The sequence below is a fragment of the Paenibacillus sp. FSL R5-192 genome (genome assembly GCF_000517845.1).
GTDB lineage: Bacteria > Bacillota > Bacilli > Paenibacillales > Paenibacillaceae > Paenibacillus > Paenibacillus amylolyticus.
This window is the reverse complement of the sequence record NZ_ASPR01000048.1, coordinates 16,273-40,961: the sequence shown is the minus strand read 5'-3', so window position 1 is coordinate 40,961 and position 24,689 is coordinate 16,273. Positions and strand designations below refer to the sequence as shown.

Annotated in this window: 27 protein-coding genes; 9 read left to right on the top strand and 18 right to left on the bottom strand. The window is 44.3% G+C overall.

Annotated features, from left to right (window positions below):
• Nucleotides 1–23 precede the first annotated feature (23 nt).
• Together C161_RS23900 and lipA are read right to left on the bottom strand one after the other, a co-directional pair.
• Entirely contained in the window at nucleotides 24–443 is a 420-nt protein-coding gene (locus C161_RS23900) for a YutD family protein (RefSeq protein ID WP_235193916.1), read from the bottom strand.
• 14 nt (nucleotides 444–457) lie between these two features.
• Nucleotides 458–1,357, bottom strand: a complete 900-nt coding sequence (gene lipA, locus C161_RS23895) for a lipoyl synthase (protein ID WP_036605720.1) — start codon at nucleotides 1,355–1,357, stop codon at nucleotides 458–460.
• Between the two features lie 241 nt (nucleotides 1,358–1,598).
• Here lipA and C161_RS23890 point away from each other — a divergent pair, with 241 nt between their 5' ends.
• Nucleotides 1,599–2,669: a M23 family metallopeptidase gene (locus C161_RS23890; protein ID WP_036673292.1), complete on the top strand. Its 1,071-nt coding sequence runs from the start codon at nucleotides 1,599–1,601 to the stop codon at nucleotides 2,667–2,669.
• Between the two features lie 87 nt (nucleotides 2,670–2,756).
• Here the strand turns inward: C161_RS23890 and yunB are convergent, their stop codons facing one another.
• From yunB to zwf, 4 genes are all read right to left on the bottom strand, one after another.
• A complete protein-coding gene (yunB, locus tag C161_RS23885; RefSeq protein ID WP_051449916.1) occupies nucleotides 2,757–3,635 on the bottom strand; it encodes a sporulation protein YunB in 879 nt (292 codons plus the stop codon).
• Between the two features lie 264 nt (nucleotides 3,636–3,899).
• Nucleotides 3,900–4,544, bottom strand: a complete 645-nt coding sequence (fsa, locus tag C161_RS23880; RefSeq protein ID WP_036605718.1) for a fructose-6-phosphate aldolase — start codon at nucleotides 4,542–4,544, stop codon at nucleotides 3,900–3,902.
• An 86-nt stretch (nucleotides 4,545–4,630) separates the two neighbouring features.
• Entirely contained in the window at nucleotides 4,631–5,524 is an 894-nt protein-coding gene (gene gnd / locus C161_RS23875) for a phosphogluconate dehydrogenase (NAD(+)-dependent, decarboxylating) (protein WP_036673291.1), read from the bottom strand.
• A gap of 534 nt (nucleotides 5,525–6,058) precedes the next feature.
• Entirely contained in the window at nucleotides 6,059–7,513 is a 1,455-nt protein-coding gene (zwf, locus tag C161_RS23870; protein WP_036673289.1) for a glucose-6-phosphate dehydrogenase, read from the bottom strand.
• Between the two features lie 415 nt (nucleotides 7,514–7,928).
• Here zwf and C161_RS23865 point away from each other — a divergent pair, with 415 nt between their 5' ends.
• On the top strand, nucleotides 7,929–8,249 hold the full coding sequence (locus C161_RS23865; RefSeq protein WP_036605715.1) for a winged helix-turn-helix transcriptional regulator: 321 nt from the start codon (nucleotides 7,929–7,931) through the stop codon (nucleotides 8,247–8,249).
• A gap of 345 nt (nucleotides 8,250–8,594) precedes the next feature.
• Here C161_RS23865 and C161_RS32460 read toward each other — a convergent pair whose 3' ends face one another.
• Nucleotides 8,595–8,753, bottom strand: a complete 159-nt coding sequence (locus C161_RS32460; protein WP_235193915.1) for a hypothetical protein — start codon at nucleotides 8,751–8,753, stop codon at nucleotides 8,595–8,597.
• Nucleotides 8,754–8,982: 229 nt separating this feature from the next.
• Entirely contained in the window at nucleotides 8,983–10,140 is a 1,158-nt protein-coding gene (locus tag C161_RS23860; protein ID WP_036673556.1) for a Gfo/Idh/MocA family protein, read from the bottom strand.
• A 108-nt stretch (nucleotides 10,141–10,248) separates the two neighbouring features.
• Between C161_RS23860 and C161_RS23855 the strand changes: the two genes are divergently transcribed.
• Nucleotides 10,249–11,124: an AraC family transcriptional regulator gene (locus tag C161_RS23855; RefSeq protein WP_036673286.1), complete on the top strand. Its 876-nt coding sequence runs from the start codon at nucleotides 10,249–10,251 to the stop codon at nucleotides 11,122–11,124.
• A 75-nt stretch (nucleotides 11,125–11,199) separates the two neighbouring features.
• Here C161_RS23855 and C161_RS23850 read toward each other — a convergent pair whose 3' ends face one another.
• Together C161_RS23850 and C161_RS23845 are read right to left on the bottom strand one after the other, a co-directional pair.
• On the bottom strand, nucleotides 11,200–11,949 hold the full coding sequence (locus tag C161_RS23850) for a DUF3600 domain-containing protein (protein WP_036673285.1): 750 nt from the start codon (nucleotides 11,947–11,949) through the stop codon (nucleotides 11,200–11,202).
• Complete coding sequence (locus C161_RS23845; protein ID WP_036673282.1) at nucleotides 11,936–12,523, bottom strand: sigma-70 family RNA polymerase sigma factor; 588 nt, start codon at nucleotides 12,521–12,523, stop codon at nucleotides 11,936–11,938. The genes C161_RS23850 and C161_RS23845 overlap by 14 nt, the downstream gene beginning before the upstream one ends.
• Before the next feature lie 854 nt (nucleotides 12,524–13,377).
• Here C161_RS23845 and C161_RS23840 point away from each other — a divergent pair.
• Genes C161_RS23840 through C161_RS23820 form a run of 5 tightly spaced genes read left to right on the top strand, consistent with a single transcriptional unit; the run spans nucleotide 13,378 to nucleotide 16,953 of the window.
• Nucleotides 13,378–13,881, top strand: a complete 504-nt coding sequence (locus tag C161_RS23840; protein ID WP_036673279.1) for a DedA family protein — start codon at nucleotides 13,378–13,380, stop codon at nucleotides 13,879–13,881.
• 40 nt (nucleotides 13,882–13,921) lie between these two features.
• Entirely contained in the window at nucleotides 13,922–14,488 is a 567-nt protein-coding gene (locus C161_RS23835) for a class I SAM-dependent methyltransferase (protein WP_036673276.1), read from the top strand.
• Between the two features lie 57 nt (nucleotides 14,489–14,545).
• Nucleotides 14,546–15,226 carry a response regulator transcription factor gene (locus C161_RS23830; protein ID WP_036673274.1) on the top strand — a complete coding sequence of 227 codons (681 nt, stop codon included), beginning with the start codon at nucleotides 14,546–14,548 and terminating at the stop codon, nucleotides 15,224–15,226.
• Nucleotides 15,227–15,275: 49 nt separating this feature from the next.
• Nucleotides 15,276–16,319, top strand: coding sequence for a sensor histidine kinase (locus C161_RS23825; protein ID WP_084650481.1), 1,044 nt, complete (start codon nucleotides 15,276–15,278; stop codon nucleotides 16,317–16,319).
• Between the two features lie 19 nt (nucleotides 16,320–16,338).
• Complete coding sequence (locus C161_RS23820; protein WP_084650480.1) at nucleotides 16,339–16,953, top strand: class I SAM-dependent methyltransferase; 615 nt, start codon at nucleotides 16,339–16,341, stop codon at nucleotides 16,951–16,953.
• Nucleotides 16,954–16,971: 18 nt separating this feature from the next.
• Here the strand turns inward: C161_RS23820 and C161_RS23815 are convergent, their stop codons facing one another.
• The 8 genes from C161_RS23815 to C161_RS23775 all read right to left on the bottom strand — a co-directional run bounded on the left by C161_RS23815 (nucleotide 16,972) and on the right by C161_RS23775 (nucleotide 24,145).
• Nucleotides 16,972–17,754 (bottom strand): SDR family NAD(P)-dependent oxidoreductase, encoded by a 783-nt coding sequence (locus C161_RS23815; RefSeq protein ID WP_036673268.1) that lies wholly within the window; start codon nucleotides 17,752–17,754, stop codon nucleotides 16,972–16,974.
• Nucleotides 17,755–17,839: 85 nt separating this feature from the next.
• A complete protein-coding gene (locus tag C161_RS23810) occupies nucleotides 17,840–18,418 on the bottom strand; it encodes a TetR/AcrR family transcriptional regulator (RefSeq protein ID WP_036673267.1) in 579 nt (192 codons plus the stop codon).
• A 61-nt stretch (nucleotides 18,419–18,479) separates the two neighbouring features.
• The gene (locus C161_RS23805; RefSeq protein ID WP_036673265.1) at nucleotides 18,480–19,478 is read right to left on the bottom strand and encodes an NADP-dependent oxidoreductase; all 999 of its coding nucleotides are present in this window, start codon (nucleotides 19,476–19,478) and stop codon (nucleotides 18,480–18,482) included.
• 176 nt (nucleotides 19,479–19,654) lie between these two features.
• Nucleotides 19,655–20,740: an alkene reductase gene (locus C161_RS23800; protein ID WP_036673264.1), complete on the bottom strand. Its 1,086-nt coding sequence runs from the start codon at nucleotides 20,738–20,740 to the stop codon at nucleotides 19,655–19,657.
• 70 nt (nucleotides 20,741–20,810) lie between these two features.
• Nucleotides 20,811–21,569, bottom strand: a complete 759-nt coding sequence (locus tag C161_RS23795) for an SDR family NAD(P)-dependent oxidoreductase (protein WP_036673554.1) — start codon at nucleotides 21,567–21,569, stop codon at nucleotides 20,811–20,813.
• Nucleotides 21,570–21,902: 333 nt separating this feature from the next.
• The gene (locus C161_RS23790; RefSeq protein WP_036673263.1) at nucleotides 21,903–22,406 is read right to left on the bottom strand and encodes an SMI1/KNR4 family protein; all 504 of its coding nucleotides are present in this window, start codon (nucleotides 22,404–22,406) and stop codon (nucleotides 21,903–21,905) included.
• A gap of 222 nt (nucleotides 22,407–22,628) precedes the next feature.
• On the bottom strand, nucleotides 22,629–23,417 hold the full coding sequence (locus C161_RS23780) for a TrmH family RNA methyltransferase (protein WP_036673552.1): 789 nt from the start codon (nucleotides 23,415–23,417) through the stop codon (nucleotides 22,629–22,631).
• A gap of 26 nt (nucleotides 23,418–23,443) precedes the next feature.
• Nucleotides 23,444–24,145 carry a potassium channel family protein gene (locus tag C161_RS23775; RefSeq protein WP_076211287.1) on the bottom strand — a complete coding sequence of 234 codons (702 nt, stop codon included), beginning with the start codon at nucleotides 24,143–24,145 and terminating at the stop codon, nucleotides 23,444–23,446.
• A gap of 128 nt (nucleotides 24,146–24,273) precedes the next feature.
• Between C161_RS23775 and sspI the strand changes: the two genes are divergently transcribed.
• A complete protein-coding gene (sspI, locus tag C161_RS23770) occupies nucleotides 24,274–24,507 on the top strand; it encodes a small acid-soluble spore protein SspI (RefSeq protein ID WP_036673259.1) in 234 nt (77 codons plus the stop codon).
• The last annotated feature ends 182 nt before the right edge of the window (nucleotides 24,508–24,689 follow it).

The window sequence follows — 24,689 nt, the reverse complement described above, 5'->3', positions numbered from 1 at the left end:
ACACACCAAAAAAGCGGTCCTTCTCAGGAACCGCTTTTTGCTTTGGCTTGAGGTTGATCCTTGCTCTTCTGAAGCACAAAGTACGCACAGCCAAAGTTACAATATTCATTGATATAATCCACCATACTGGCAATCGTGGAATCCTTCGTTGCTTTTGGATGGTTATCACGGTAAAAACCTTTTAACCTCAACTGGCTATAACCCCAGTCTCCGATAATATAATCATAACGCTCCAGCACTTCACTGTAACGATCACGGAAAACCTCTGGATTCCAGCCCTCTTTGTGGTTCTGGACGATTTCATAATTTTTGCCGCCGATCTGTACAATGACCGGTTCTTTGGGCTTTTCCTCAACCGATTCAACAACTGATTCCCGAACCGGCTCCTGGATCTGATCCTGAAGTTGGTCCTGAATCTGTTCTGTGATTTTTTCTTCTTCCAATCCGGTATCCTCCATCACGCGTGTGTTGCCGCCTGTTCAGCATGTTTGGTAGCCGATTTCACCTGTTCATGCGCATGGTAGGAGCTGCGTACCATCGGGCCGGATTCGACGTGGCTGAACCCACGTTTTAATCCTTCCTGTTTCAATGCAGCAAACTCCTCTGGCGGATAATACTTTTCAACATACAGATGTTTCTCCGATGGCTGCAAATATTGACCAATCGTCATAATATCACAGTTCACCGCACGAAGATCATCCATTGTTGATAAAATTTCATTATATTCCTCACCTACACCAAGCATAATGCTTGATTTCGTAGGGATGTTAGGTTGCATTTCTTTGGCACGAGCAAGCAATTCCAGTGAACGTTTATATTTCGCCTTGGCACGCACTTTGTCTGACAACCGCTCAACCGTCTCAATATTGTGATTCAGAATGTCCGGTTTGGCATCCATTACAATCTGCAAAGATTCCCGATCGCCCAGAAAGTCTGGAATGAGTACTTCAACGCTGCACAATGGCAACCGTCGCCGTACGGCCTTCACCGTCTCTGCAAAAATCGTAGCTCCACCATCTTTCAGATCATCACGGGCTACACTTGTAATTACACAGTGTTGCAGATTCATCTGCTCTGCTGCTTCCGCCACACGTTCTGGTTCCTGCAAATCAAGCTCCGTTGGCAAGCCTGTATTCACCGCGCAAAAACGGCATGCCCTTGTGCAAATGTCGCCCAAAATCATAAAAGTGGCCGTTCGATTGGCCCAGCATTCATAAATATTCGGACACCGTGCTTCCTCACATACCGTATGCAGCGTTTTGGAACGCATCATCGATTTCATTTCCTGATAGTTATCGCCGGTTGTCAATTTGATCCGAATCCAATCCGGCTTCGGTTCTTTAACACGTTTAGCCAATGCATAAACCTTCTTTCTACTGAAGTTAGGCTGTTGCTCGGAACATATTATACCATGAAAGCGCTGGAAAAACCCCCATTTGTCACATCTTGTGCATTCATGCCCGATATGGACAATTTGTATAATTGGATTCCCCCCCAAGAGCTTACATGGATAAAATGAGAACTTTTGAAGAACGCTAACCTTTAGCTTGGTTCATCGGGTACCTTGTATCATTCTAATGGAAAGGGGCTGCTTCCTAGTGCAACAACGCTTGACCTTCAGGCACACGTACCGCTTTTGGATCAAAACATTACTTGCAGGTACTCTGCTTCTCCCATTCTTGCCTGTTGAAGTTTACGGTGAACCCGCCCAGGCCGCTCCCAAACCACAGGTTGCCGAGTTAAAACCCGCAGAAATTTTCGCTGCACGTCGCCATTTATATGAAACCATTGGTCAGATGACCCAGATTCCCTGGTACAGGCTTGCTGCCATTGATCAGTATGAACGAACGATTACTCGTGCACATCCAAAGGATCGCAAGCATCCGGAGCGGCTTACAGGTATCTTCATGACCCCTCCAGCCTGGAGAGGATGGCTAAATCCCGATGAGACGGATCAACATCCAGAATCCATTCTTTTTTTCAAAGGATATGGACGTGATGGTTCAGGAGACGGTATAGCGGATGCCAACAATGATCAGGATGTGCTGTACAGCATGGCTTCTGTTATTCAAGGTTACGGGAACAAACAAGAGGACTTCAACATTGCCTTGTGGGAATATTACCACAACTCCCGTGCTGTGCAACGGATACAGCAATTCGCGAAGTTATATGAGCATTTTGACAATCTGGATCTATTCGGACATGCCTTTCCGGTCCCGCTCGGAACCAACTACTCCTATCGCAGTACCTGGGGGACAAAAAGAAGCTGGGGCGGTTATCGCATTCATGAGGGAACAGATATTTTCGCTCCGCATGGCCTGCCTGTGCGCAGTACCTGTTACGGGGTCGTGGAAATCAAAGGCTGGAATCCGTTTGGTGGCTGGCGCATCGGAATCCGTGATTTGAACAACCATTATCATTACTACGCCCACCTTTCGGGTTTTGACAAGAGCGCACGCATCGGTGAAGTGGTTATCCCCGGTCAGGTCGTAGGTTGGGTGGGCAGTTCGGGTTACGGGAAACCTGGGACACAGGGCAAATTCCCTCCGCATCTGCACTATGGGATCTATCGCGACAGCGGACTGCACGAATGGTCGTTTGATCCTTATCCACAGCTGAAACATTGGGAACAGGATGAACGCAAACAAAAGAGCAAGAAAAGCAAGTGAGACAAGGATATGCACGATAAGCATTCGAAAAAGGGACCTCTTTAATAGAGGCCCCTTTCTTTGCTTTGCAATTCAAATTTGTGTGTATCATGGGTGCGCGTCCTTGTTGAGCTGTAATCCCCCATTCACATCAGGCAGATCATCCGGCTCAATTTCAAGTTCATTCCCTTGCAAATGGTCTGACGGCGTCTGTTGCTGATTCTGGCTAGGGGGATTCGTAGTTACTCCATTACCGCTTGATACACCCGTATGACCTGATGGTAGCGCAATAGCTGGGGCATTACTGCCGTTACTGCCCACTGGCTTGCCCTGATTATCGTAATAATACATTGGCACATCCCCCACAACCAAAAGGTAGGAAATCGGGATTTCGGTATCGACCGTTTCGGGTTCCATGTCGAAGGGCACCACGACCGCGACCTCAGCAATGATGTGAATGTACACTTCCACCAAAATCATGTTAATACCCGCATTCTGTTGACGGGTGTTCAGATCCACTTTGACAGCACCTTGGGGCTCAATACGAACCGGTATACTCGGGCCAAATGAAGCCAACACCGGACTGCCCAACGCCTGCCCCAGTGGGATTTTTTCTTTTAACATGTGTACATTCTGCAGCGTGGATTGCACAATATTCATCGTACTTGCAGTGATTCGCATATGCTCATTGTAGTTCAGCATGAAACCGGACACTTTCCCGGCGGTATCCGTCTTCCAGTCAATCAGTCCTTCGTTGGTTTTGCCATCGGCAACCTGTGCTGTAATCGCCTTGTTAATCGCTTCAGTCGCAATCTGCTTCACTCTGATCTTGGCCAAGTGCATGATGGGTGGCTTCATTTTCTTATCCACATAAGCAAAGCCCTGCATCAAACAAAACGCGGTGACCAATAAAATGATCAACCACATTTTGCTTTTGCCGCTTGGCGGCTTACGGCGTCTCCGACTTCGCCATTTTCTTCTCATCATCGAAGTGTCCCTCCCCTACGGGATGAGCTATAGGCTATATGTTAACCTTATGCACCGTTGTCCCGAAAAAGAAGGACAGTACATGGACACTGGATAGAAAGTAACAACAACATTAAAGGGACAAGTACTCCTCATTGGCTAAACTAACCTCGAATCGGAAACTACATAAATAGAGATAAAAAAAACCTTTCACCCGCAGATTACTCTGCAGGGCGAAAGGTTTTATGTTCAGATCACCCGAAGATTCAGGCCATGTCTATCCTTTTATTTTGGAACAGATTCCCAGTCTTTCAGGAAACGTTCAATTCCGCTGTCCGTCAGTGGGTGTTTCCAAAGTGTCGGCAGAAGCGAACCCGGAATGGTGGCAATATGCGCACCGGAAAGGGCTGCATCCTCTACATGTTTGATATTGCGAATGCTTGCTGCGATAATCTCGGAAGGCAGATCATACATGTCCAGAATAAGACGCAGATCACGAATCAATTTCATACCATCCACCGCAATATCGTCCAAGCGACCAACGAATGGACTGATGTAGGTTGCACCGGCTTTCGCCGCCATCAGGCCCTGTGCTGCGGAGAAAATCAGCGTTACATTGGTTTTAATCCCTTTTTGCGTCAACTCATGACAAGCGTACAACCCATCTTCGGTCATCGGCAATTTAATGACTACATTCGGTGCCCATTCTGCAATTTCATAAGCTTCCTTCAACATATCCTCGGCTTTGAGACCGATGACTTCAGCACTGACCGGGCCTTTAACAACGCCACAGATCTCCTGAATGACTTCTTTAAATACGCGACCTTCTTTGGCAATCAAAGACGGGTTAGTCGTGACTCCATCCACCAGACCCAGACGTTCGATCCGTTTGATTTCTTCCACATTCCCTGTATCTAAGAAAAATTTCATGATATGTTACCTCCACTTGATGAATTCGTAAACACGATATAAGTCATTACCCGATTCTCATCATATGTTAACAGTTATATATAAAATTAATTTTTCTCTACAGCGTGACCGCCAAATTCGTTACGCAATGCTGCTACCACTTTACCTGTGAATGTATCTGTTTCCAGGGAACGATAACGCATCAACAAGGACAAAGCGATAACCGGTGTAGCGGTTTGAAGGTCAAATGCCGTTTCTACCGTCCAGCGTCCTTCGCCGGAAGAGTGCATTACACCTTTAATTTCGTCGAGGTTTGCATCCTTGGAGAAGGCACGTTCTGTCAGTTCCATCAGCCAAGAGCGGATAACCGAACCGTTGTTCCATACGCGAGCCACTTGTTCGAAGTCGAAATCAAATCCACTTTTCTCCAATACGTCAAAACCTTCACCGATGGATGCCATCATACCGTACTCGATACCATTGTGAACCATTTTGAGGAAGTGACCGCTGCCCGCTTTACCTGCATACAGGTAGCCGTTCTCTACGGAAGTGTCTTTGAATGCCGGTTCAACGATTGCCCAAGCTTCCGGGTCTCCACCGATCATATAACATGCTCCATTACGTGCGCCTTCCATACCGCCAGATGTACCTGCATCCATGTAATGAATGCCTTTAGGTTTCATCTCTTCGTAGCGACGAATGGATTCTTTGTAGTGGGAGTTACCCGCTTCAATAATGATGTCGCCTTTGGACAACAATGGGCTAACTTCAGCCAATACAGCGTCTACCACGTTGTGGGGAACCATGATCCACAATACACGTGGGGATTCGAGCGAAGCCACCATCTCTGCGTAAGAAGATACGCCTTCAGCGCCGTATTCTTTCATTTCATTTACTGCATCAGCGTTCAGGTCAAAAGCAACCACTTCGTGTTTGTGATCAATCAGGTTTCTACCCAGGTTCAATCCCATTTTTCCTAATCCGACAAGTCCAAGTTTCATTTCAAAATCCTCCTGTTATGAACAATGTTTAAATTTCATTTTTGTTGCAGAGCGCCAGACTACATTCCCGTTTTGCAGCAACCGTTCCGGTTACGGCTCGTTCTTTCGATCGCTGTTGTAGCCAAATTTCTTTTCATCAACCTTTAAATTGATGAAATTTGGATACAAAGGCGAACGCTTTGCTTCTACAGAATCGATTCCGTACCCTACACTACATCGCTACTTAGGCAAAAAATTCAGTGCGTCCGCTAATCTATATTCAAAAATTTTCACGGCCTTCCGGCCACATAACCGGAAGGGCTTATGCAAAATTGGAACGGTATAGTTCGTAATAGATACTGTATATATCAGCAATTTGCAACTTCGATACAACTCGCTTCTGAGTACAAGCTCTAGGGAAATAAAACATTTCCTTCTATATCCTGCTGACTTAAAAGACGCCATTTGGTTTGTGCAAAATGTTCATTGTGAGCAGAACTGATTGTACTGTTGTCTTTACTATTCTGTTCTCTTGTGCTCACTTTTTCGTTTCACTTACCACCAACGGTAGCCGTCTGCTACGGTCAGACGATCTGCTGACTCTGGTCCATGCGAACCTGCACTGTACGTATCCAGTGGCACGCTGCCCGCTTCGAATGCTTCCTGAATCGGTTGTACCCATTGCCATGCCAGCTCCACTTCGTTCCAGTGTGCAAAGAAGGTGGAATCTCCACGCATCGCATCAAAGATCAGATTCTCGTAAGCTTCTGGGATGTTACGTTTACCTGAGTTGAAGGTCATATGCATGGGTTCCACTTCACCATGGTTCAATGGATTCTTCGCATTTAATTGAAGCGAGATGCTTTCTCCCGGACCAATTTCAATCGTCAGCAGGTTAGGTTCCGTTGTATTTTCGGATTCATGACCGGTCTTCAGTGGAGCCTTGAACTCAACAACGATTCGGGTGGATTTCTCAGCCAGGCGTTTACCTGTACGAATATAAAATGGAACCTCGCTCCAGAATGGATCATCGATCCAAAGTCTTGCGGCAACATAGGTCTCGTTCTGAGATCCGGCTGGAATGCCAGGCTCGTCCAGATATCCAACAACCGAAGCACCTTGAAGCTCGCCTGCAGCATATTGCGCACGAACAACTTCAGAAGCGACGTTTTCTTTTGTCAAAGGACGAAGCGCTTCAGCAATCTTTTGTTTTTTGAATTGAATCTCTTCCGGTGTGCAGCGTTTTGGCAAATGCAAACCAATCATCATCAGCAACTGAAGCATGTGGTTTTGGAACATGTCACGAAGGGCACCACTTTGGTCGTAATACGCGGCACGTTCTTCAACACCCACCGTCTCACTTGCCGTAATCTGTACATTGGCAATATAACGGTTAGACCACAACGCTTGAATCACCGGATTCGCATAGGTGAGCGTCTCAATATTTTGAACCATCGGTTTACCGAGGAAATGGTCAATGCGATAGATTTCTTCTTCCGCAAAGGTATTGCTTAGTTTTTCGTTCAAATCACGAGCTGATTGCAGGTCGTGTCCGAATGGTTTTTCGATAATCAGTTTCTTCCAGCCTTTGGTGTTACCCAGGCCACTTTCTTGAATGTTCAGTGCGATTGGCTCAAAGAATTCCGGTGCCACCGACATGTAGAACATGCGGTTTTCAGGAATGTTAAGCTCTTGTTCACGCTGTTGAACCAGTTCCAACAGTTTGGTGTAATCTTCAAGCTTCGTATTATTTAAAGAACAATAACGGAAAGCTCCAATGAAATCACGAACCTGAGATGCTTCTTCCGGCGTCTGACGTGAGAATTCATGCAGTGACTTTTCAACATTCGCCTGGAAGTCCGTATCCGACAATTCACGTCGTCCCAATCCGATAACGGAGAAGGATTTCGGCATTTTCTGATCCATGTACAAGTTATATAATGCAGGGTAAATCTTGCGTTTGGCTAAATCGCCTGTTGCCCCGAACAGGACAAATGTCATTGCATCCATTGGAGTGCCTCCTGTGATCTGTGCAGTATAGTATATGATGTTGCAAAATGTTCAAATCCAAGCATGACAAAAGACGGAATAAGTGGGTGTGTTCCCCGCCTTGCCTCCGTTTATATAACACGCCTGAATTCAACCATGGAACATTCCTTCTCTCCACAACCTGTGTTTAGGTTATAAATTGTAACCATTTGAATTAACGTTACCCATATTACACCTGTCGTCACAATTCGTCAATAATCGTGTCGAACCTGTGAACTCCAGTGTTTATAGGGTTTTTATTTGATGATAACGCTTTATGTGGTAACATTAAGAACAATTGGTATGTGACATTTTACACATATGGCCTGTGGACAAGTAGGTTACAATAAGTATACTAATGATATTACAAGCAATACTAAATCAAAGGAGTACAATCATGAGCGATGATGAGAATGCCAAGCAAATATGCACAAAAGTGGAACAATCTTATCAGATCATTGGCCGAAAATGGGTAGCCCTCATTATCCATGCGTTGATGGAGGAGCCCAAACGCTTCAGTGAGATTCACGCTTATATCCCTGACTTGAGCAAACGTGTGTTAAATGAGCGAATGAAGGAATTGGAGGAAGAAGGACTTGTGGTTCGCCATGTGGTCACGGAACGTCCAGTTCGAACTGAATATATGTTGTCACGAAAAGGCACGGAACTGGGGAGAGCGCTAAGCGCCGTGGAACGTTGGGCTGATAAGTGGCTGTAACAGCTTGAGGAATCCTTAATGTTGATTTAGCTTGAAGGTTACCGATGTGCATCCCGGAGGTGAGTATCGCATTTAGCAACTGGCTAGTGCAATCCACAGCCGGGATTTATTTACTTCAAACGGTAAATACTAATTGTGTATATAGAGACGTAATAACGCTATTATTTTGCAAACTAAAATAATGCTTGTGTTGCACCGTTCAAACTTTTGCCGATAATACAACGGGCTCGTCCCGGCAGATTTGCGAAATAACTGGATGAAATACATCCGTTCGGAAATCTGGCACGTCTGCTAATCTCCTCCACCGAAAATGTTATTATATATCAAGGCGTAAGTAGTCCTGCTTCAACCTTCGAGCTGTGACGTAATCCGTAATGCTGCTACCTGTCTCTTGATGAAAAATGCGGAAACATACGATTTGGACAGGTGAACATCTGCCGCCATCTTGCCCAATCTGATCTCATAATCCAAATGCTTTTCAATCCACCACATCATCTTCTCCAAGTGTCTAAAATGACGTGAATCCGCTAACTGTGAAAGCGATACATTTGCACCCTCTTTCTGTTGATCCAATCCCTGACTATGGAGATTATGATCTTGAAGCGAATACGAGTTATATGGATGGAAAAACCAAGTGTATTGATTTTTTATGGTGATGTAGGTGTAATCGACCTAGTACAAAAAAAGATGCCCATCCTCACTTATGTGAGGGGCATCCTTTTCACGGAAAACACTACGAATCCAACTTGCTCCCGAGTGTAATACTCGTATCCTCGAAGTTGTCCACCGTCGTCTTTTTTTCATAAAAGTGTACGGCATGTTGCATAATTCCTTCTCTTGTGTAAAACTCATCTTCCGCCCCTAGTGGAAAAACAACCTTTTCTCCCGTACTTGCCGACTTATAGATACCCACAATCAGTTCAAGCGTATTCCGACCACTTTGGCCATCCACCAGAAGGGGAGATCCTGTCTCAATAGCATTTAACACATCCTCAACTTGCCCAGCGTGACCGACATGAATAACATCCGGTAATTCGTCAGCGAGCTTCTGAATCTGTTGTTCCAACTCTCGATTCGGTTCCGGAAATCCGTTATTCCGCGCGGTAGAAGCAACGACTTTCCAAGGTGCAGATACCCGGGCTTCTTTGCCCTGAAAAATTAACTGCTGATCCTCTCCGTGATGTACGACGGAACTGGTAATTATGCCAAGCGCCCCTTCCTGGAAGCGAAGCATCGCCATGGATATATCCTCAACTTCGGCATTATCATGTGCCGTATTTGCCATCATCGCCTGTAATTCCACTGGAGGTCCCATCATCCAGAGCATGGCATCAATATGATGCACCGCATGATTAAGGGTACAACCTCCGCCTTCTTTTTCCCATGTCCCGCGCCACCACAGATCATAATAATTGTGGCCCCGCCACCAGAACGAATCAACCTGCACATGTACAATCGGTCCCATCCGTTTACTGTCCAGCACACCTTTCAGCTTCATCATCGGTGTCGTAAACCGATTCTGTGCTACTACGGATAGTAGCTTGCCACTTTCTTGCGCTGCTCTCAACATCAGATCCGCTTCCTCCAGGGATGAGGCCATCGGTTTTTCAACCAACACATGCGCACCTGCTTGCATGAAATCACACGCAATTGAAGCATGTGTATACGGCGGCGTACAGACTGATACCAGATCAATATTTTGAGCAAGTAACTCTGTATAATCCGTAACGGCTTGTGCACCTTCCAGTCCATATTCGTTAATTCGCTTCTCTGCCTTATCCACGTACATATCGACCACAGCAACAATCTGACATCGCTCAGGGAACGCCAAATATGCTGAGATATGTGCTCCACTAATTGCACCTGCTCCGATAATCGCCACTTTTAACATCATTGCATACCTCCCTTATTCCCTTCACAATACACAATAATAAAGCGCTTTTATGCGTTCATCTTGTGCTAAAATAAAACTATCTTGCGCATGATAAGGGAGGCATTCATGAAGTCCATCTTTCTGGGAGAACAATTTAATCTGGTCTGTCGTCGTACATCCAATACTACGTCTCGCGAAGTGTTCCATGCTCATTCGCAGCTGGAGATAACCTATATTCACGAAGGATATGGGCAGTTGATAACCGAAGGTCAGGTTTTCTCCCTTGAACCCGGTATGCTCATGATTTTTCGACCTTTTCAATTGCATCACATCCAGATTCAAGTATCCAGACAGCAGCCTTTCATTCGAAATGTACTCATGGTTGAACTTGATCTACTGAAGGCACATTGGTCCCAATTTATCGTTACTCACGACTTCATACAGGATCTGCTGGAAGAGCAGTCCCCCATTCAGCCCATCCGACTTGCTGCCACATCCCCACTCGTTCAACGAATGGAACAATATGCAGATACGTATCCAGCTCTCCTTCCCCACGTAATAGAGGAGGATACACGCCTCTTTTTATTGGATCTGCTCGCACAACTTCGCTATCTGTGGCAGGACGGGCAGCAAAGCCGCTCCCAAGATGTACTTTCGTCCAGTGCTACCGTTCTTCATCCTCATGCCGAAGCCATCATGCAATGGATTGAGCAACATTACCAAGAGCCTTTTCGTTTGGAGCATATCGCAGATACACTTCATCTGTCCCCCTATCATCTATCTCATGTATTCAAAAAAGCGACCGGCACCACGATTGTTGCTTATGCTCAAGCTACCCGCATCCGTCATGCCTGCGTGTTGCTCACCCGTTCCTCGCTCACCGTTCCCGAAATCGGTCACCGTGTCGGTATGGTCAGCCCCTCCTACTTTTGCAAAGTATTCCGTACTACCACCGGCTCTACACCACATCAATATCGGCTGAAGGTGCAGGGTAGGAAGTAATGGATCACAACAACAAGAAAGAAGCGAAAGAATTCAATTCTCCGCTTCTTCTCGTACAAACCGATTTCACTTGCTTCACCGCACATCAAGCCCCAACTTCTCCAAATACGGAATAAATCGCTCTCTTAATTGCCTCAAATCATCCTTCTGTTCCACTGACAAGCGCTCATCATGAATGCTTCCATCCTTATCTACCACCATCACTTCATAAGCCTTCATTTGTTCATACACAGATTTGAACTCGGTAAACTCCTCTTTAGTTAACATCTCCTCCGCCCGCGCCAACTGCTCCGTCCAGAATTGTTGCTCATTCATAGGATCCTTTTGTGAAGCAGTACTCACAGCTTCCAGCTTCTCGAAAAACGGTTCCAGCTCAGCTATAAGAAGGTTATATCGCTCCTGCTCCACTGTACTCCACTGTTCTGGATGAATATTGCCCTGAGAATCGGCATACTTCACGGCCATTTGCCCTAATTGCTTCAGCAAGTCCATATATTGAACAAATTCTTCTTCGCTGAAATAGGCCTTGGCCGTCTGCAACTTTGCTTCCAACCTCATATAATCCTCAGCTGTTCCCCCCATAGCTTTGATATTCTCCTGCGAACCATATATTCCGTCTGCGAGATAGGTGTATCCTGCGTAGGCTCCGGTGGGAATAACGAGCACAACAGCTAATAGCCCGGTGACCAGCCATTTTTTCCGATTTCTTCTGATGTGTGAATCATTTCGAATACCATCCATCATTTTATGTTTAATCCTCGTAGGAACGGACCAGTCTTTGGTCTCTTCCTGGTAGGCTGTTCGCAACTGTTCATCGAGTTTCATGCAGATCCTCCACCTTTCCCCGCAATCTTGGATTCATCTTCTCTTTCTGTCTTAACTTCGCCAGCGCCGCATGTATGCGCGATTTCACGGTTCCAAGCGGAATCTCCAATATGCCAGCAATCTCCTCTTGCGTATATTCATTCAAATAATGAAGTGTAACCACCTGCTGCAGCTTGTACGGTAAACGGCGCACCTGTTCCAGCAGAGGACGATTTGCCAGTTTGTTGACCAGATCAGTGGAAAAATCATATTCTAGTCCCACGTCAGATTTTTCGATCCGCTTACCAAACCGAAACTGCATCAATCTTTTGCGTCGATAACTCTGAACCTGTCGCATCGTCACCCCCATCAACCAGGGACGAAAAGCACGCTCCGCATCATATCGCGCCAATGATCGATATGCCTGAATGTAAATCTCCTGTACCACATCCTCCGCGTCAGACTCGTCCTTAATGAGAAATCGCACAGTCCGATATACACCCGTCACTGTTTTCTCATATAATTCTCCATATGCTTCTTCATGCCCCGCCCGTATTAACGTTACAAGTTCTATGTACTCATCTTGTTCACTCATTATCCATTCCCCTCCTCCTTACACTATATATTGGCATGCCAGCATCATATCGTTCGATTTATTTATTGAATGAGTAGGTATGGCTGAATCTGATACAAAAAGGTACTTTGGTGTTTATCATGATATAATATACCTAATTTTGTTATAATTGGAGTTTCTGCATCTGAGTTATAAGATTCCCTTTGGTCTTTTGCTATTATCTTATTTCGATCATCGGATTGGTAATCGCCAGAAGCTACTTCGAGGCCTACGCCACGGTATACAGACTTATTGGGATATTGGTTATCTTATCGTCTCTTTTTCTTTCGAAAGCGGATATAAGGGAGTAACTTAGCAGGGGTGGTCACTACTGTAATGAAACTTTTCAGCAAATTGTACTCAGAATATCTCCTGATTCCACGACCTTTACGTTTGTTGTTTCTATGGGGATGGATTGTTTTGTTTTTTGTTGCTGGTAAAAAATTTAACTGGTTCTACTTCCTACAATAAGCTGATTCAAAGAAGTCTGATCCCCTGGGACATCAAAACAGAGCTGAGTCGTCATTATGACGTCTCGGCTCTTCTTTGATCATCCTCTTCCTTGCAGATAAAGATATAGGTAATCAACTCGAGCTCGCCTATACGTTACTTTTTGAGGCAAACTTTATTTGATATTCAGAAATTCATATCACTTGATCACCGCTTCTGAATAGTTCTACCTGTTCAAGTCTTGCTAGTAAGTTGGCAAGGCTTTTTCTCTTGAACGCAGTTTGGTTTTGCTTATGTATTCTTTAGATTTTCTTTAGATTTATGCTCATTAATTCCTTAGTTTTTTTAATTAAGATTGCTATATCAACAAGAGAGGAGGCAAAACAATGATCAGTAATACGATCTTAGAGCTACTTCATCAGTATGGTTATCTGATTTTTTATTTTGCCTTCTCATTAGGGCCTTTCGGTATTCCAATCCCAAATGAAATCACGATTATCAGCGGTGCCATTTTGAGTCATACAGGAGTTATCAATTCATGGATCACATACTTCTGTATTTTATCAGGACTATTAACGGCCATTACCTTTGCTTATTTTGCAGGGAAGTTATTTGGAACCAAGATAAAACACAGATTTCAACATCATAGACACTTCGTTAAGGCTGAACTGATTCTGAATAAAAGTGGCAATTGGGCGATGTGCGTCGGTTTGTTCATTCCAATCGTGCGGTATGTTCTCCCTTTGGTGATGGGACTCAGTGGCGTGCAGTATAGAAAATTTGCTCTTATCTCCTATTCCAGTGCTTTGTTATGGACCATAACGTATTTTACAGCGGGAATTCACTTCGGTGGCCCCATTCTATCTACGCTTCATTTATTACATTTCTAACTGGTTTGGATAACATACCATCACATTATGGAGGAACCCTATGAATTCCAATGAACCTGTTTTATTTTTGAAAAGCTTTCTGCAAAGCCCTAAACATGTCGGCAGTATCATACCCAGTTCCCGGTTTCTCGCCAGCAAAATGGTGAAGCAAGCCTCTTGGCTAGAGGCAAAAGCTGTCGCCGAGCTTGGATCGGGTACAGGTCCGATCACTCGTTATATTCATCAACAAGTACACGATTCCACCAAAGTCCTATTGTTTGAGATGAACGAAACGATGAGGAATACTCTTCAGACGGCATACCCGGAGTTCTCCTGTTATCCAGACGCTGCTCGATTGGTAGAATCCATGAATCAAGAGGGCGTTCAGCAACTGGATTACATTTTTAGCGGACTGCCCTTCTTCAACTTTGAGCCTGAATTAAGAAATACGTTGGTAGACCAGATCTATAAGGCACTCAAACCTGGAGGGTTATTCATCGCCTTTCAATATTCACTTCAAATGAAAAAAACATTATCCGAACACTTTATCATCGAAAAAATAGAATTAGTGCCTTTGAATATCCCACCTGCGTTCGTTTATGTCTGTCGCAAAAAGGAAACAATTTAAACATTCCAGACGATCGTTTACACTGATGTTATCCTAATTTTTAAGGAGTGTTGAATTATGAATACCGTTCTCGTTGTTGATGATGAACCCGATATCCGGGATGTCATTCATGTCTATTTACGTAACGAAGGATATCATGTCATTGAAGCAGCCAATGGTGAGGAAGCGCTAAATATTATCAAAACAACATCGGTTCAACTCGTTATTCTGGATGTTATGATGCCCATTATGGATGGAATTAAAGCCTGCTTCAAAATAAGAGAAGTATCAGCCACTCCGATTATAATGCTATCCGCCAAGGAAGAAGACATTGATAAAATCACGGGCCTGACTACCGGGGCTGATGATTATATGGTCAAACCGTTTAATCCATTAGAGTTACTGGCTCGCGTTAAAGCTCAGTTACGACGTCAAACCCTGATTGGCAAAGCCGAATTCAATTCACTTATCCTGATCAAGGACCTTGTCATTGATACAAGTAAACATTCTGTGAAGCTCAAAGATAATGACATTTCGCTTACACCATTAGAGTTTTCCATTCTGGTGCTGCTTGCCAGCCATCCTGGACAAGTATTTAGCTCCGAGAAAATTTACGAAACTGTATGGAAAGAACCTTACGGGTATTCGGATAATACGGTGATGGTCCACATTCGTAATCTGCGAGAGAAATTGGAAGTAAATCCGCGGGAACCTCAGTACATTAAAACGGTATGGGGAGTGGGATATAAAATTGATTAAACGATTACCACAGTTTAAAAAAAAGATACAGATTAACATCCTATATCAAATGTTGATCAGTTTATTGATTTCGTTTGTTGGCTCTGTGGGTGTAAATAATATGTTAATCATAGCTGCCGCAAAAATTAGTGAAAGATTTAATTGGCCTTCGCTTCTCTACATCTTTCCTTACGTTCTAACACCAATCTTCATCGTAATTTTCACATTAATTTTTTTGTTTTCCACACGAAAAATTGTGAGAGATCTCATTACATTAGAACAAGGGCTTCAAATCATATCTGAAGGAAATTTGAATTACAGGGTGCCCGTTAATCGACAAGATGAACTTGGGCGCGTCGCTTCCAACATTAATCACATGACAGAACAGTTAAAGCAACAGATTGCTAAAGAACGTGAATTGGAGCAATCCAAGATGGACCTAATCACTGGCATCTCACATGACCTGCGTACACCGCTTACCAGCATAATTGGCTATATTGAGCTTCTCAAATCAGAATCATTTCAAGACAAAGCGGAGTATGACCGTTTCATACAAAACACCTATAACAAAGCAACGCATTTGAAGAAGTTACTCGATGATTTATTTGAATATACGCGTCTTAACGAAGTGAACACCCGATTGGATTTGAAAAATGTTGACCTCTGTCAGCTATTGGACCAATTGTTGTTTGAATTCGAACCTTTAGCTCAGGAGCATGGGATTCGTATTGAAAAAAAACTCGGTAATGCTCCAATCATGGTTTCCCTGGATAGTGATAAGATCGCTCGAGCTATCGACAATCTCCTCATGAATGCACTAAAGTATTCCTTTAAACCGGGCACGATTCATGTTCGAATGAGTGTGCAGCATAATCACGTTACCATTGAAGTAGAGAATAAAGGCATACCACTAACGATAGAACAAAAAAACAGACTGTTTGATCGCTTTTATAAGGTGGATTATTCGAGGAATAGCGAAGGTATTCAATCAGGATCTGGTCTGGGACTTTCTATTGCGAGAAACATTGCGGATTTACATCAGGGGACTTTAACACTAAAACATACGCGTAACGTATTTATATTCCAACTAAGCTTGCCTTCTAACATTCAGTGAAACATCAATAGCATTGATAATGGAGGATACCGCGATGAAAACATCCGAACCACTTCTTTTCCTGCAAGGATTTCTGAGGAACCCCAAACGAGTAGGCAGTCTCCTGCCCAGCTCCAAATTTTTGGCTAAGAAAATTGTCCAGTCTGTACGATGGGATGAGGTAAGAACCATTGCTGAGCTGGGGCCAGGAACAGGGGCCGTCACACGTCTCATGAGAGCACATTTACCGAAATCTGCAACCGTGTTTTTATTTGAAAGAGACCCCAAAATGAGAAGTAATCTGAAGAAAACATATTCTGAATTCATGTTCCATTCCAATGCATCCTATCTATTAAAAAGGATCAATCAAGAATATATCCATCAGTTGGATAGCATCGTTTGCGGACTGCCCTTTTTTAATTTTTCCAGAGAAATGAGACAAAATATCCTGTCACAGATCCATACAGCGCTCCGACCTGGAGGCACGTTAGTTTTATACCAGTACTCCCTTCATATGAGGAAACAATTAGCTGAGTTATTTGAGATGGAGAAAATTCAATTTGTGCCCTTCAGCTTCCCTCCTGTTTTTGTATATGTTTGTCGTAAAAGACAAGATGAAGGACAACGTGTAACGATCGACTTGAGGAAGACTTGATTTATCCTCTTTATATGTTTAATGTCCTGTCTTGTCCTGTGAGAATCTAATTATGCGAGTCATCATCTTACGCGGCAACAACCGCGGCATAAACGCGATGAATCGGTTCCGAGCACCAGGCATAATTAATGTCTTGCCACGCAAGAAGCCTTGATACCCTTCTTGCGCCACCTGTCCAGCTTCCATGATTGGGCCTTGCAACATCTTCGAGACACCCATACCCGAACGATCCACAAATCCGGTAGATGTCAGGCCTGGGCACAGTGCTGTCACCGTAACCCCAGTTCCGCTTACTTCATTCTCCAAAGCCTCAGTGAACGATAGCACGTATGCCTTGGTCGCATAATACACTGACATCATCGGTCCAGGGAAAAAGCCTACCAACGAAGCCACATTCATCACGCCGCCGTGCCCACGTTCGATCATCCCCGGCAAGAACAGTTTTGTCATGACGGTTAAAGCCGTTATATTCACATCGATCATATTGACTTCTTGTTCCATATCCGTTTCCATAAACGTCCCGAACAGACCGAAGCCTGCATTATTGACAAGATAGTCAACAACAATGCCCTTTTCTTTCAGCTCACTATAAATCTCCTGTGGTACCCCAGGCGCCGCTACATCTTTGGCAATAACCGTCGCCTGAATGCCATACTTTTTCCGATACTCCTGAGCTAGACCCTGTATTTTACCCTCACTTCGTGCTACCAGCACAATATGATGTCCACCTTTGGCAAACCGATCAGCTAACTCTTTACCGATCCCACCCGATACCCCTGTGATTAGAACTGTCTTTCTCATATCGTGACCTGCCTCTCTTTTCTATAAAATATGTTTCATCTGGAACATCAATTAGAATGAACATTCTATAATAGTAACAAATAGACTACCTTAGTATGAGATCCATGGATAGCATCGCTATACGAAGCAGTTTTTCCTTGGTCATCGAAGTCTTGGCCATCCCCCTTAACCCAATGCTTACGTTATGCAGATATTCCGCCAATACCTCGGCGTTGTACTCCGTTGTGAATTCACCTTCTTGTTGTCCCCACACCATAATGTCCTTGATTAGTTTCTCCGTATTTGCAAACATCTCCGTCGATCGGTGGTTCATGTCTTTATCACGTGCCGCCAATTCTACCGTCGAATTAACAATGAAGCAGCCTGATGCTGGAGATTCCTCTCCATGAATTAAAGAAAGAAATATAAACTGAAGTGCTTCCGTTGCCGTTTTAGAACGCTTTACGCCTGCTGCAAGAGCGGAGCTGATTTTGTGATCATACAGATCTACTGACTTTAGAAACAAGGTATGTTTATCACCAAATGTGTCATACAAGCTTTTACGATGAATTCCCATATGATTAACCAGATCCGTCATAGACGTCTTCTCATAGCCCTGTTTCCAAAAAAGTCTCATCGCTTTATCCAGTACAACAGACTCTTCGAACTCTTTGCTTCTCGCCATTGGCTTCCCTCCTGTTCAGAAAACAAACATTGAATAGCATAAGGATGATCTTAACGAGCCCTTAAAAGGTAACAATGACTTTGCCCTGGGAGTGACCCGTGGACACTTTAATCAATGCCTTTTCAATGTCATCAAACGTATACGTAGAATCGATCGAAGGTTTAATGTCTTCTTTTTCTACAAGAGAAGTGATTTCTTGCAATTGGATCCCACTGGAATGCACAAATAAAAAACGATATTCATTTTGATTCTTACGCGCTAAAGAATCCAGGCGTGCACCTACGAGACCAAACAATGCTCTTTTCCACAACGGGAATTGACTGTCCACTGCAAAGCGATAATTGGGTCCTGCCTTCAAAGAGACTAATTTCCCCTGTGGTTTCAAAATGCTCAGTTCAGCTTTGATCTCGTCCGCACCCAAGGTGTCGATCACATAATCAATATTGGACAGAATATCAGCATAGTGCTCGGTCTTATAATCAATGAATTGATCTGCTCCAATAGATAAACTACGTGCTCTGCCCCTTTCACTGCCACTTGTAATCACCGTTAATCCCATAGACTTGGCAATCGGGATAGCCATCGCACCGAATCCCCCGGTTCCGCCAGGAATAAACAACTTTTTATTCGATTCCGCTCGGAGCACATCATGCAATGCTTGATACGCGGTCAAGGCAGTAAGGGGTACTGCAGCAGCTTCGATAAAAGACAGATTTTCAGGCATCATGGATAAAGCATCCTCATGTACAGCCGCATATTCAGCAAAAGCACCAATTTTATTCAGAGGTAACCTTGTATAAACCTTATCACCCACTTTAAAATTCAAAACATCATCACCGACAGCTTCAATGACACCCGATAATTCATTCCCTAAAGTTAAAGGTAACGTATAGTCGGCAATCATCCGAACACTGCCATTCATATTCAAGATATCCAGTGGATTTACACCCGCTGCTTTTACTCTGACAAGAACCTCATGGCTCTGGATCTGAGGTGTCGCAATATCATTAATTTCCACCTGGATTTTTTTAGAGTATTTCTGTATTTGAGCTGCTCTCATCATTTATCCTCTTCCTTTGCTTATAGACTACATAAGTTGAACTAAAGATTATTTACACTGATACTACGATGACAGAACAACCTTCCATTCGCTGTTATCGTGTAAAATGATTAGTTCAACTTATGTAGTAACATGGTGCGCAGTATTCAGTTGTACGCCATGCTCCATGCTTTGTGCTAGTGTAGCCCCTCTTGCGACTTTAATTCTTCCAAAGTAGGGTAATCCGTGTAGCCCTTACTTCCCAAACCAAAGAATGTTGTCGGATCTGCTTCATTGAGTGGCGCACCTTGTTGAAGTCGTTCCACCAAATCTGGATTAGCTAAGGACCATACACCTACAGGTACCACATCAGCGAGACCACGATCTAAATCGACACTGAGATCATCCAACGTTCTTCCAGCCCGATTGACCAGCAATGGATTTTTCCAGATCGAACGAATGTCTTGGAGCAGGTTCTCATCTCCAAGATGCATAACATGAAGGTAAGCCAAATCCAATTGAGCTAATTCTTTTACAAGGTAGCGATACAGATCAGGACCTTGTTCGCCATCTTGAATTCCACCCAGCGGTGTCCCTGGTGAGATACGGAAGCCTGTTCGTTCTGCCCCTATTTCCTTTACGATGGCTTTGGTTACTTCAATCGCAAAGTGAGCACGATTTTCAATAGATCCGCCGTACTCATCTGTGCGTGTATTCGAATTTTCTCCTAAAAATTGATTGATCAAGTAACCATTGGCTCCATGAATTTCGACGCCATCCGCCCCTGCCTCGATCGCTGCGGCTGCTGCCTTTCGGAAATCAGCGATGGTCGTTTGTATATCCTCCCGACTCAATTCCCGGGGAACGGGGATATCCTGCATCCCTGTAGCCGTAAACATTTCTACACCCGGTGCGATTGCAGATGGAGCAACCGGTTGACGATGATGCGGGGTATTGTCCGGATGTGACATGCGACCCGCATGCATTAATTGGATGTATACATATCCGCCAGCTTCATGCACCGCATCCGTTACCTTTTTCCAACCTTTAATATGCTTGTCCGTGTAAATGCCAGGTGACCACAAGTAACCCTGTCCATCATCAGAAGGCTGTGTTCCTTCTGTAATCAGGAGTCCCATGGTCGCACGCTGAGCATAATAAAGTGCCGCCAACTCTCCAGGTGTACCATCTTCTTGTGCTCTACTGCGTGTCATAGGTGCCATCGCCAGTCGATGAGACAATTCCATGTTGCCAATCTTTGTTTTACTCCATATCTTTTCCAATGGGATGTACTCCTCTTCTTATTTGAGATTTTGTAGATGAATCCAAATGTATCCTCTGGATTCTGCTGTATTAATTCAATTCTGAAATCACCGGGTAGATTGCGCCTGTCAGTTGGAACTCATAGTTCTGGTCTACAATTCCCACGACCACTTCATTGTGATCATACAGATTGATCATGAAGCCTGCCATTTCTTTAGCAGTGTGGTACTTAGACATGTTTGCTTTGTAATCAAATCCTTCAGCATCTATTGATTTTTGTACAAATTCTGTTTCCGTGATCGCTGGTGCAAGCACCTTCGCTTTCAGTTTTGCACCTTTCAGTTCCAGTTCTTTGGCAAGACCTTCTGTGAAGGCACTAACGTAGTATTTCGATGCAGAATAAGCAACGCTACCTACAGCAATGGCATATCCGAGTGCGGAGGAGACGTTAATCAACTGAGTACCTTCGACATTTGCATAATCTCGCACATACAATGTAGAGAGAATGGTCAAAGATTCGATGTTAACACGCAGCATGATCTCCACTTTATCCAAATTCTGTTCAGCAATGAACGAGCCTTCTCCAAGCCCTGCATTATTGATCCAAGTCTCAATCTGATATTCCTTCAAATCGTTATATAGCGTGTACGCCTCTGCGGTAACAGACAGGTCGCTTGTGTGTACGACAACATTCACTTTAGGATCGATACCCTGAATAGTCGATTTAAGGTCTTCCAACTTATCCAATCTTCTAGCTACCAAAATCAAATTTTTACCCCGTGCTGCAAATGCCAATGCTGTTTCATATCCAATTCCTGAACTTGCTCCTGTAATTACTGTGTATTTCATCATATTCTCTCTCTTATATTCTTTAGATTAGTGTAATTTTAGTTTTAAGAACGATCGTTCTTAAATGTGTAAAAAAAAGTAGTTAGATCTAACTTGCTGTTAGCATATCATTTCTAGAACGAACAGTAAAGAATTATTTTATATGTAAAAAAACATGCTTGGAACTTACTTAAATGAGAAGAGAAACGCTATATAAACCATTTTATATCAAAAATTAAGAATTCCTATATCGTTTCACTCCTTCAATTTAAGCAGAACTAACTTTTCTTTCATTGGTTAATCTAATGTCAGGCCGCTGGCCATAAGTATAACCATCAACCTTTCCTAGCTATGCTAATCTGAATTCGACATCATCCATGCCAGAAATTCTCCAAACGAATCGGATACCTTTTCAACCTCTTCAAATTCAGGCTCACATCCACGGACAATAGCTCCACTGTCCGTTGTTAAGTCAATGGCATAGAAGGAATATCCATCTTCCACAGACATTACGATCGGCAAGTGATGATCCCACCAAGCCGTTATCTCTGACTGCCAAATAGAATCACCCTCTGCTGCCTCCAAACTAAGCATTTCAAATTCATTCCATTGGAATGCGGTCTCCGTGCTATTGTTGAACTCAGCCTCACAAATAAACCAGGTTTGCTCATCCGGTGCAACGCATTTTTCAACTACATTTAGAAATTCTAAATATTCATCTGGAAGTCCTTTATATCTTGAAGTAATGCTGCTGTTTAAATGTGACTGCGAACCGGATTTACTCATTATGTCCCAGCCCTTTTCCCCGGCCCAAGCCATAAATTCCCTAAGGTGAGTTTTTTCTTTTCCATTATTCATTTCCAATTTATACACCTGCCCATCAGTTTAAGAAATAGAAACTATGTCACCTATTCGGGATTTGAATGGAAAATCCCTGCTGTGGTGCTTCAAAGAGAAAGACAAAAAGACTGGAAACATGGTTAGGGCAATCATCAACCAGGCTCCAGTCTTTGGTGGTTTGGGGATAGTTAATTTTAGTAGGGACGGTAAAAATACAATTAGACAGGAATTATTAATTAGTTAAACCATCCGCTGTCTCATCGCCTCAAACAACAAAATCGTCGCCGCCATTGCCGCGTTAAGCGACTCTGCCTGTCCCTGCATCGGGATCGTAATCGCATCATCCACCAAGCGTGCTGTAGCGTCCGAGATACCCTTGCCTTCGTTACCAATGACAAGCCATACCGACTGCGTAAAATCATAGCTATAACATGAATGCTCTGCCTGCAAAGAAGTACTGACCAGCTTCACGCCCGCAGCCTTCGCTTCGGGAAGCAAGGATTCCAACGGGCCCTCCACAATGGGCAAATGAAACAATGACCCCATCGTCGAACGAATCGTCTTCGGGTTATATACATCAGCACAGCCAGCACCAAGTACAACCCCCGCGGCTCCAGCTGCGTCCGCACTACGGATGATTGTCCCCACATTCCCTGGGTCCTGCACCCCATCCAGTACAACAACAAGCCCACGCGCTCCGGTAATTAGGCTTTCCAGTGGCTCACTGCCTTTACGCACAATCGCGAATACAGGCTGTGGCGTAATCGTATCCGTACATTTGGCGATAACCGCTGGAGATACACTAACCCACTCCACACGCTGTAGCGGGTTCTCAAGTCCAGCCAGTTCGCTAGGTACGCCTTGCTCTCCATCGTACACGATGCACTCCAGATCTGCTCTGGCACGCAGTGCTTCCTGTACCATATGAATGCCTTCAATGATATATTTATGTTGACGGGTACGATGCTTTTTCTCCAGCAACTGCGCCCATTCTTTTACACGTGTATTTTGCGGTGATACAATCTCCATCTTTCCATCCTTCCCATCTGCATCCATCACTTCGGATACGCAAGCTCCATTTTCGTCAAATGATCCTTGTGACCTACAATGATCAGCACATCTCCAGCTTCGATTCGGTCCTCCGCGTACGGCGAGATGTTCATCGAATTCCCACTGCGAATCGCCATCACGTTACAACCAAAACGTGCACGGATGTTTAATTCCATCAGGTTTTTACCGATCATTTGCTCAGAAGCTCTCATCTCCAAAATGCTGTAATCCTCAGATAACTCGATGTAATCCAGTATATTAGGCGAGGTCAGATGATGGGCTACGCGCAGTCCCATATCCCGCTCAGGATAGATGACTTTATCCGCCCCAATCTTCTGCAATACCTTACCATGAAGCTCATTTTGAGCTTTTACGATCAGAACCGGTACACCCATATCCTTCAATATCAGGGTTGTCAGAATACTCGCCTGAATATCTTCACCAATCGCCACAACGACAACGTCGAAATTCCGTATGCCCAGCGCACGCAGCGCTTCTTCATCTGTTGAATCTGCCGATACCGCATGGGTCACCACATTGGACATTTCCTGAGTCCGCTGCTCGTCCGCATCAATTGCCAGCACGTCGAATCCCATGCCACTCAGTGCATTGGCAACACTTGATCCGAACCGTCCCATGCCAATTACGGCATACTGTTTCTTGGCCATTAGGGTCTTAACCTCCCGCTGCACTTCAGCATGACGCATCATTACGGATACCCATGCTAACGTAAATAATCCTTCGTAGTATACCACAAAGCCTGATAAACTTGAATGCGCTAGCGCTTCCCAGGGAACAGTATTAGAGCAGCCGAATATACGAGGAGGGAATTGCGATGCCCATTACATTAAGCCTGCGTGAAGCGATTGTTCATAAAGTTCATGACAAGAGTGATGATCAGCTCCGGGAGATGATTGAAGGTTCAGTAGATGGACCGGAAGCTGCATTACCTGGACTTGGCGCCATTTTCGAGATGATCTGGAAGAACACAGAACCTGCCAAGCAGGAAGAACTCATTCAAATCGCGCAAGAGCATCTGCACACCATTCCCGTTCAACCGCTTCGCTAATCGAAGCATTGGAGGGTAAGGTAACCATCATTACGTTTGTTCTGTCTGCAAAAGAAAGCTTTCCCTTATTCGGCTGGATCATACCCGCCTCCAGGTAAGGTGTATAGCAATAGATCCCTCCGCCAATCGGCGGAGGGATCTTATTTTTAACAAGTTCTATCTCATCACATGAGCTTGTCACG

Coding starts and splice junctions, on each gene's coding strand:
- yunB (WP_051449916.1), bottom strand. CDS start 3,635: ATGATGAGAAGAAAATGGCGAAGTCGGAGACGCCGTAAGCCGCCAAGC.
- fsa (WP_036605718.1), bottom strand. CDS start 4,544: ATGAAATTTTTCTTAGATACAGGGAATGTGGAAGAAATCAAACGGATC.
- gnd (WP_036673291.1), bottom strand. CDS start 5,524: ATGAAACTTGGACTTGTCGGATTAGGAAAAATGGGATTGAACCTGGGT.
- zwf (WP_036673289.1), bottom strand. CDS start 7,513: ATGGATGCAATGACATTTGTCCTGTTCGGGGCAACAGGCGATTTAGCC.
- C161_RS23865 (WP_036605715.1), top strand. CDS start 7,929: ATGAGCGATGATGAGAATGCCAAGCAAATATGCACAAAAGTGGAACAA.
- C161_RS23860 (WP_036673556.1), bottom strand. CDS start 10,140: ATGTTAAAAGTGGCGATTATCGGAGCAGGTGCAATTAGTGGAGCACAT.
- C161_RS23855 (WP_036673286.1), top strand. CDS start 10,249: ATGAAGTCCATCTTTCTGGGAGAACAATTTAATCTGGTCTGTCGTCGT.
- C161_RS23850 (WP_036673285.1), bottom strand. CDS start 11,949: ATGAAACTCGATGAACAGTTGCGAACAGCCTACCAGGAAGAGACCAAA.
- C161_RS23845 (WP_036673282.1), bottom strand. CDS start 12,523: ATGAGTGAACAAGATGAGTACATAGAACTTGTAACGTTAATACGGGCG.
- C161_RS23840 (WP_036673279.1), top strand. CDS start 13,378: ATGATCAGTAATACGATCTTAGAGCTACTTCATCAGTATGGTTATCTG.
- C161_RS23835 (WP_036673276.1), top strand. CDS start 13,922: ATGAATTCCAATGAACCTGTTTTATTTTTGAAAAGCTTTCTGCAAAGC.
- C161_RS23830 (WP_036673274.1), top strand. CDS start 14,546: ATGAATACCGTTCTCGTTGTTGATGATGAACCCGATATCCGGGATGTC.
- C161_RS23825 (WP_084650481.1), top strand. CDS start 15,276: ATGTTGATCAGTTTATTGATTTCGTTTGTTGGCTCTGTGGGTGTAAAT.
- C161_RS23820 (WP_084650480.1), top strand. CDS start 16,339: ATGGAGGATACCGCGATGAAAACATCCGAACCACTTCTTTTCCTGCAA.
- C161_RS23815 (WP_036673268.1), bottom strand. CDS start 17,754: ATGAGAAAGACAGTTCTAATCACAGGGGTATCGGGTGGGATCGGTAAA.
- C161_RS23810 (WP_036673267.1), bottom strand. CDS start 18,418: ATGGCGAGAAGCAAAGAGTTCGAAGAGTCTGTTGTACTGGATAAAGCG.
- C161_RS23805 (WP_036673265.1), bottom strand. CDS start 19,478: ATGAGAGCAGCTCAAATACAGAAATACTCTAAAAAAATCCAGGTGGAA.
- C161_RS23795 (WP_036673554.1), bottom strand. CDS start 21,569: ATGAAATACACAGTAATTACAGGAGCAAGTTCAGGAATTGGATATGAA.
- C161_RS23790 (WP_036673263.1), bottom strand. CDS start 22,406: ATGAATAATGGAAAAGAAAAAACTCACCTTAGGGAATTTATGGCTTGG.
- C161_RS23780 (WP_036673552.1), bottom strand. CDS start 23,417: ATGGAGATTGTATCACCGCAAAATACACGTGTAAAAGAATGGGCGCAG.
- C161_RS23775 (WP_076211287.1), bottom strand. CDS start 24,145: ATGCGTCATGCTGAAGTGCAGCGGGAGGTTAAGACCCTAATGGCCAAG.
- sspI (WP_036673259.1), top strand. CDS start 24,274: ATGCCCATTACATTAAGCCTGCGTGAAGCGATTGTTCATAAAGTTCAT.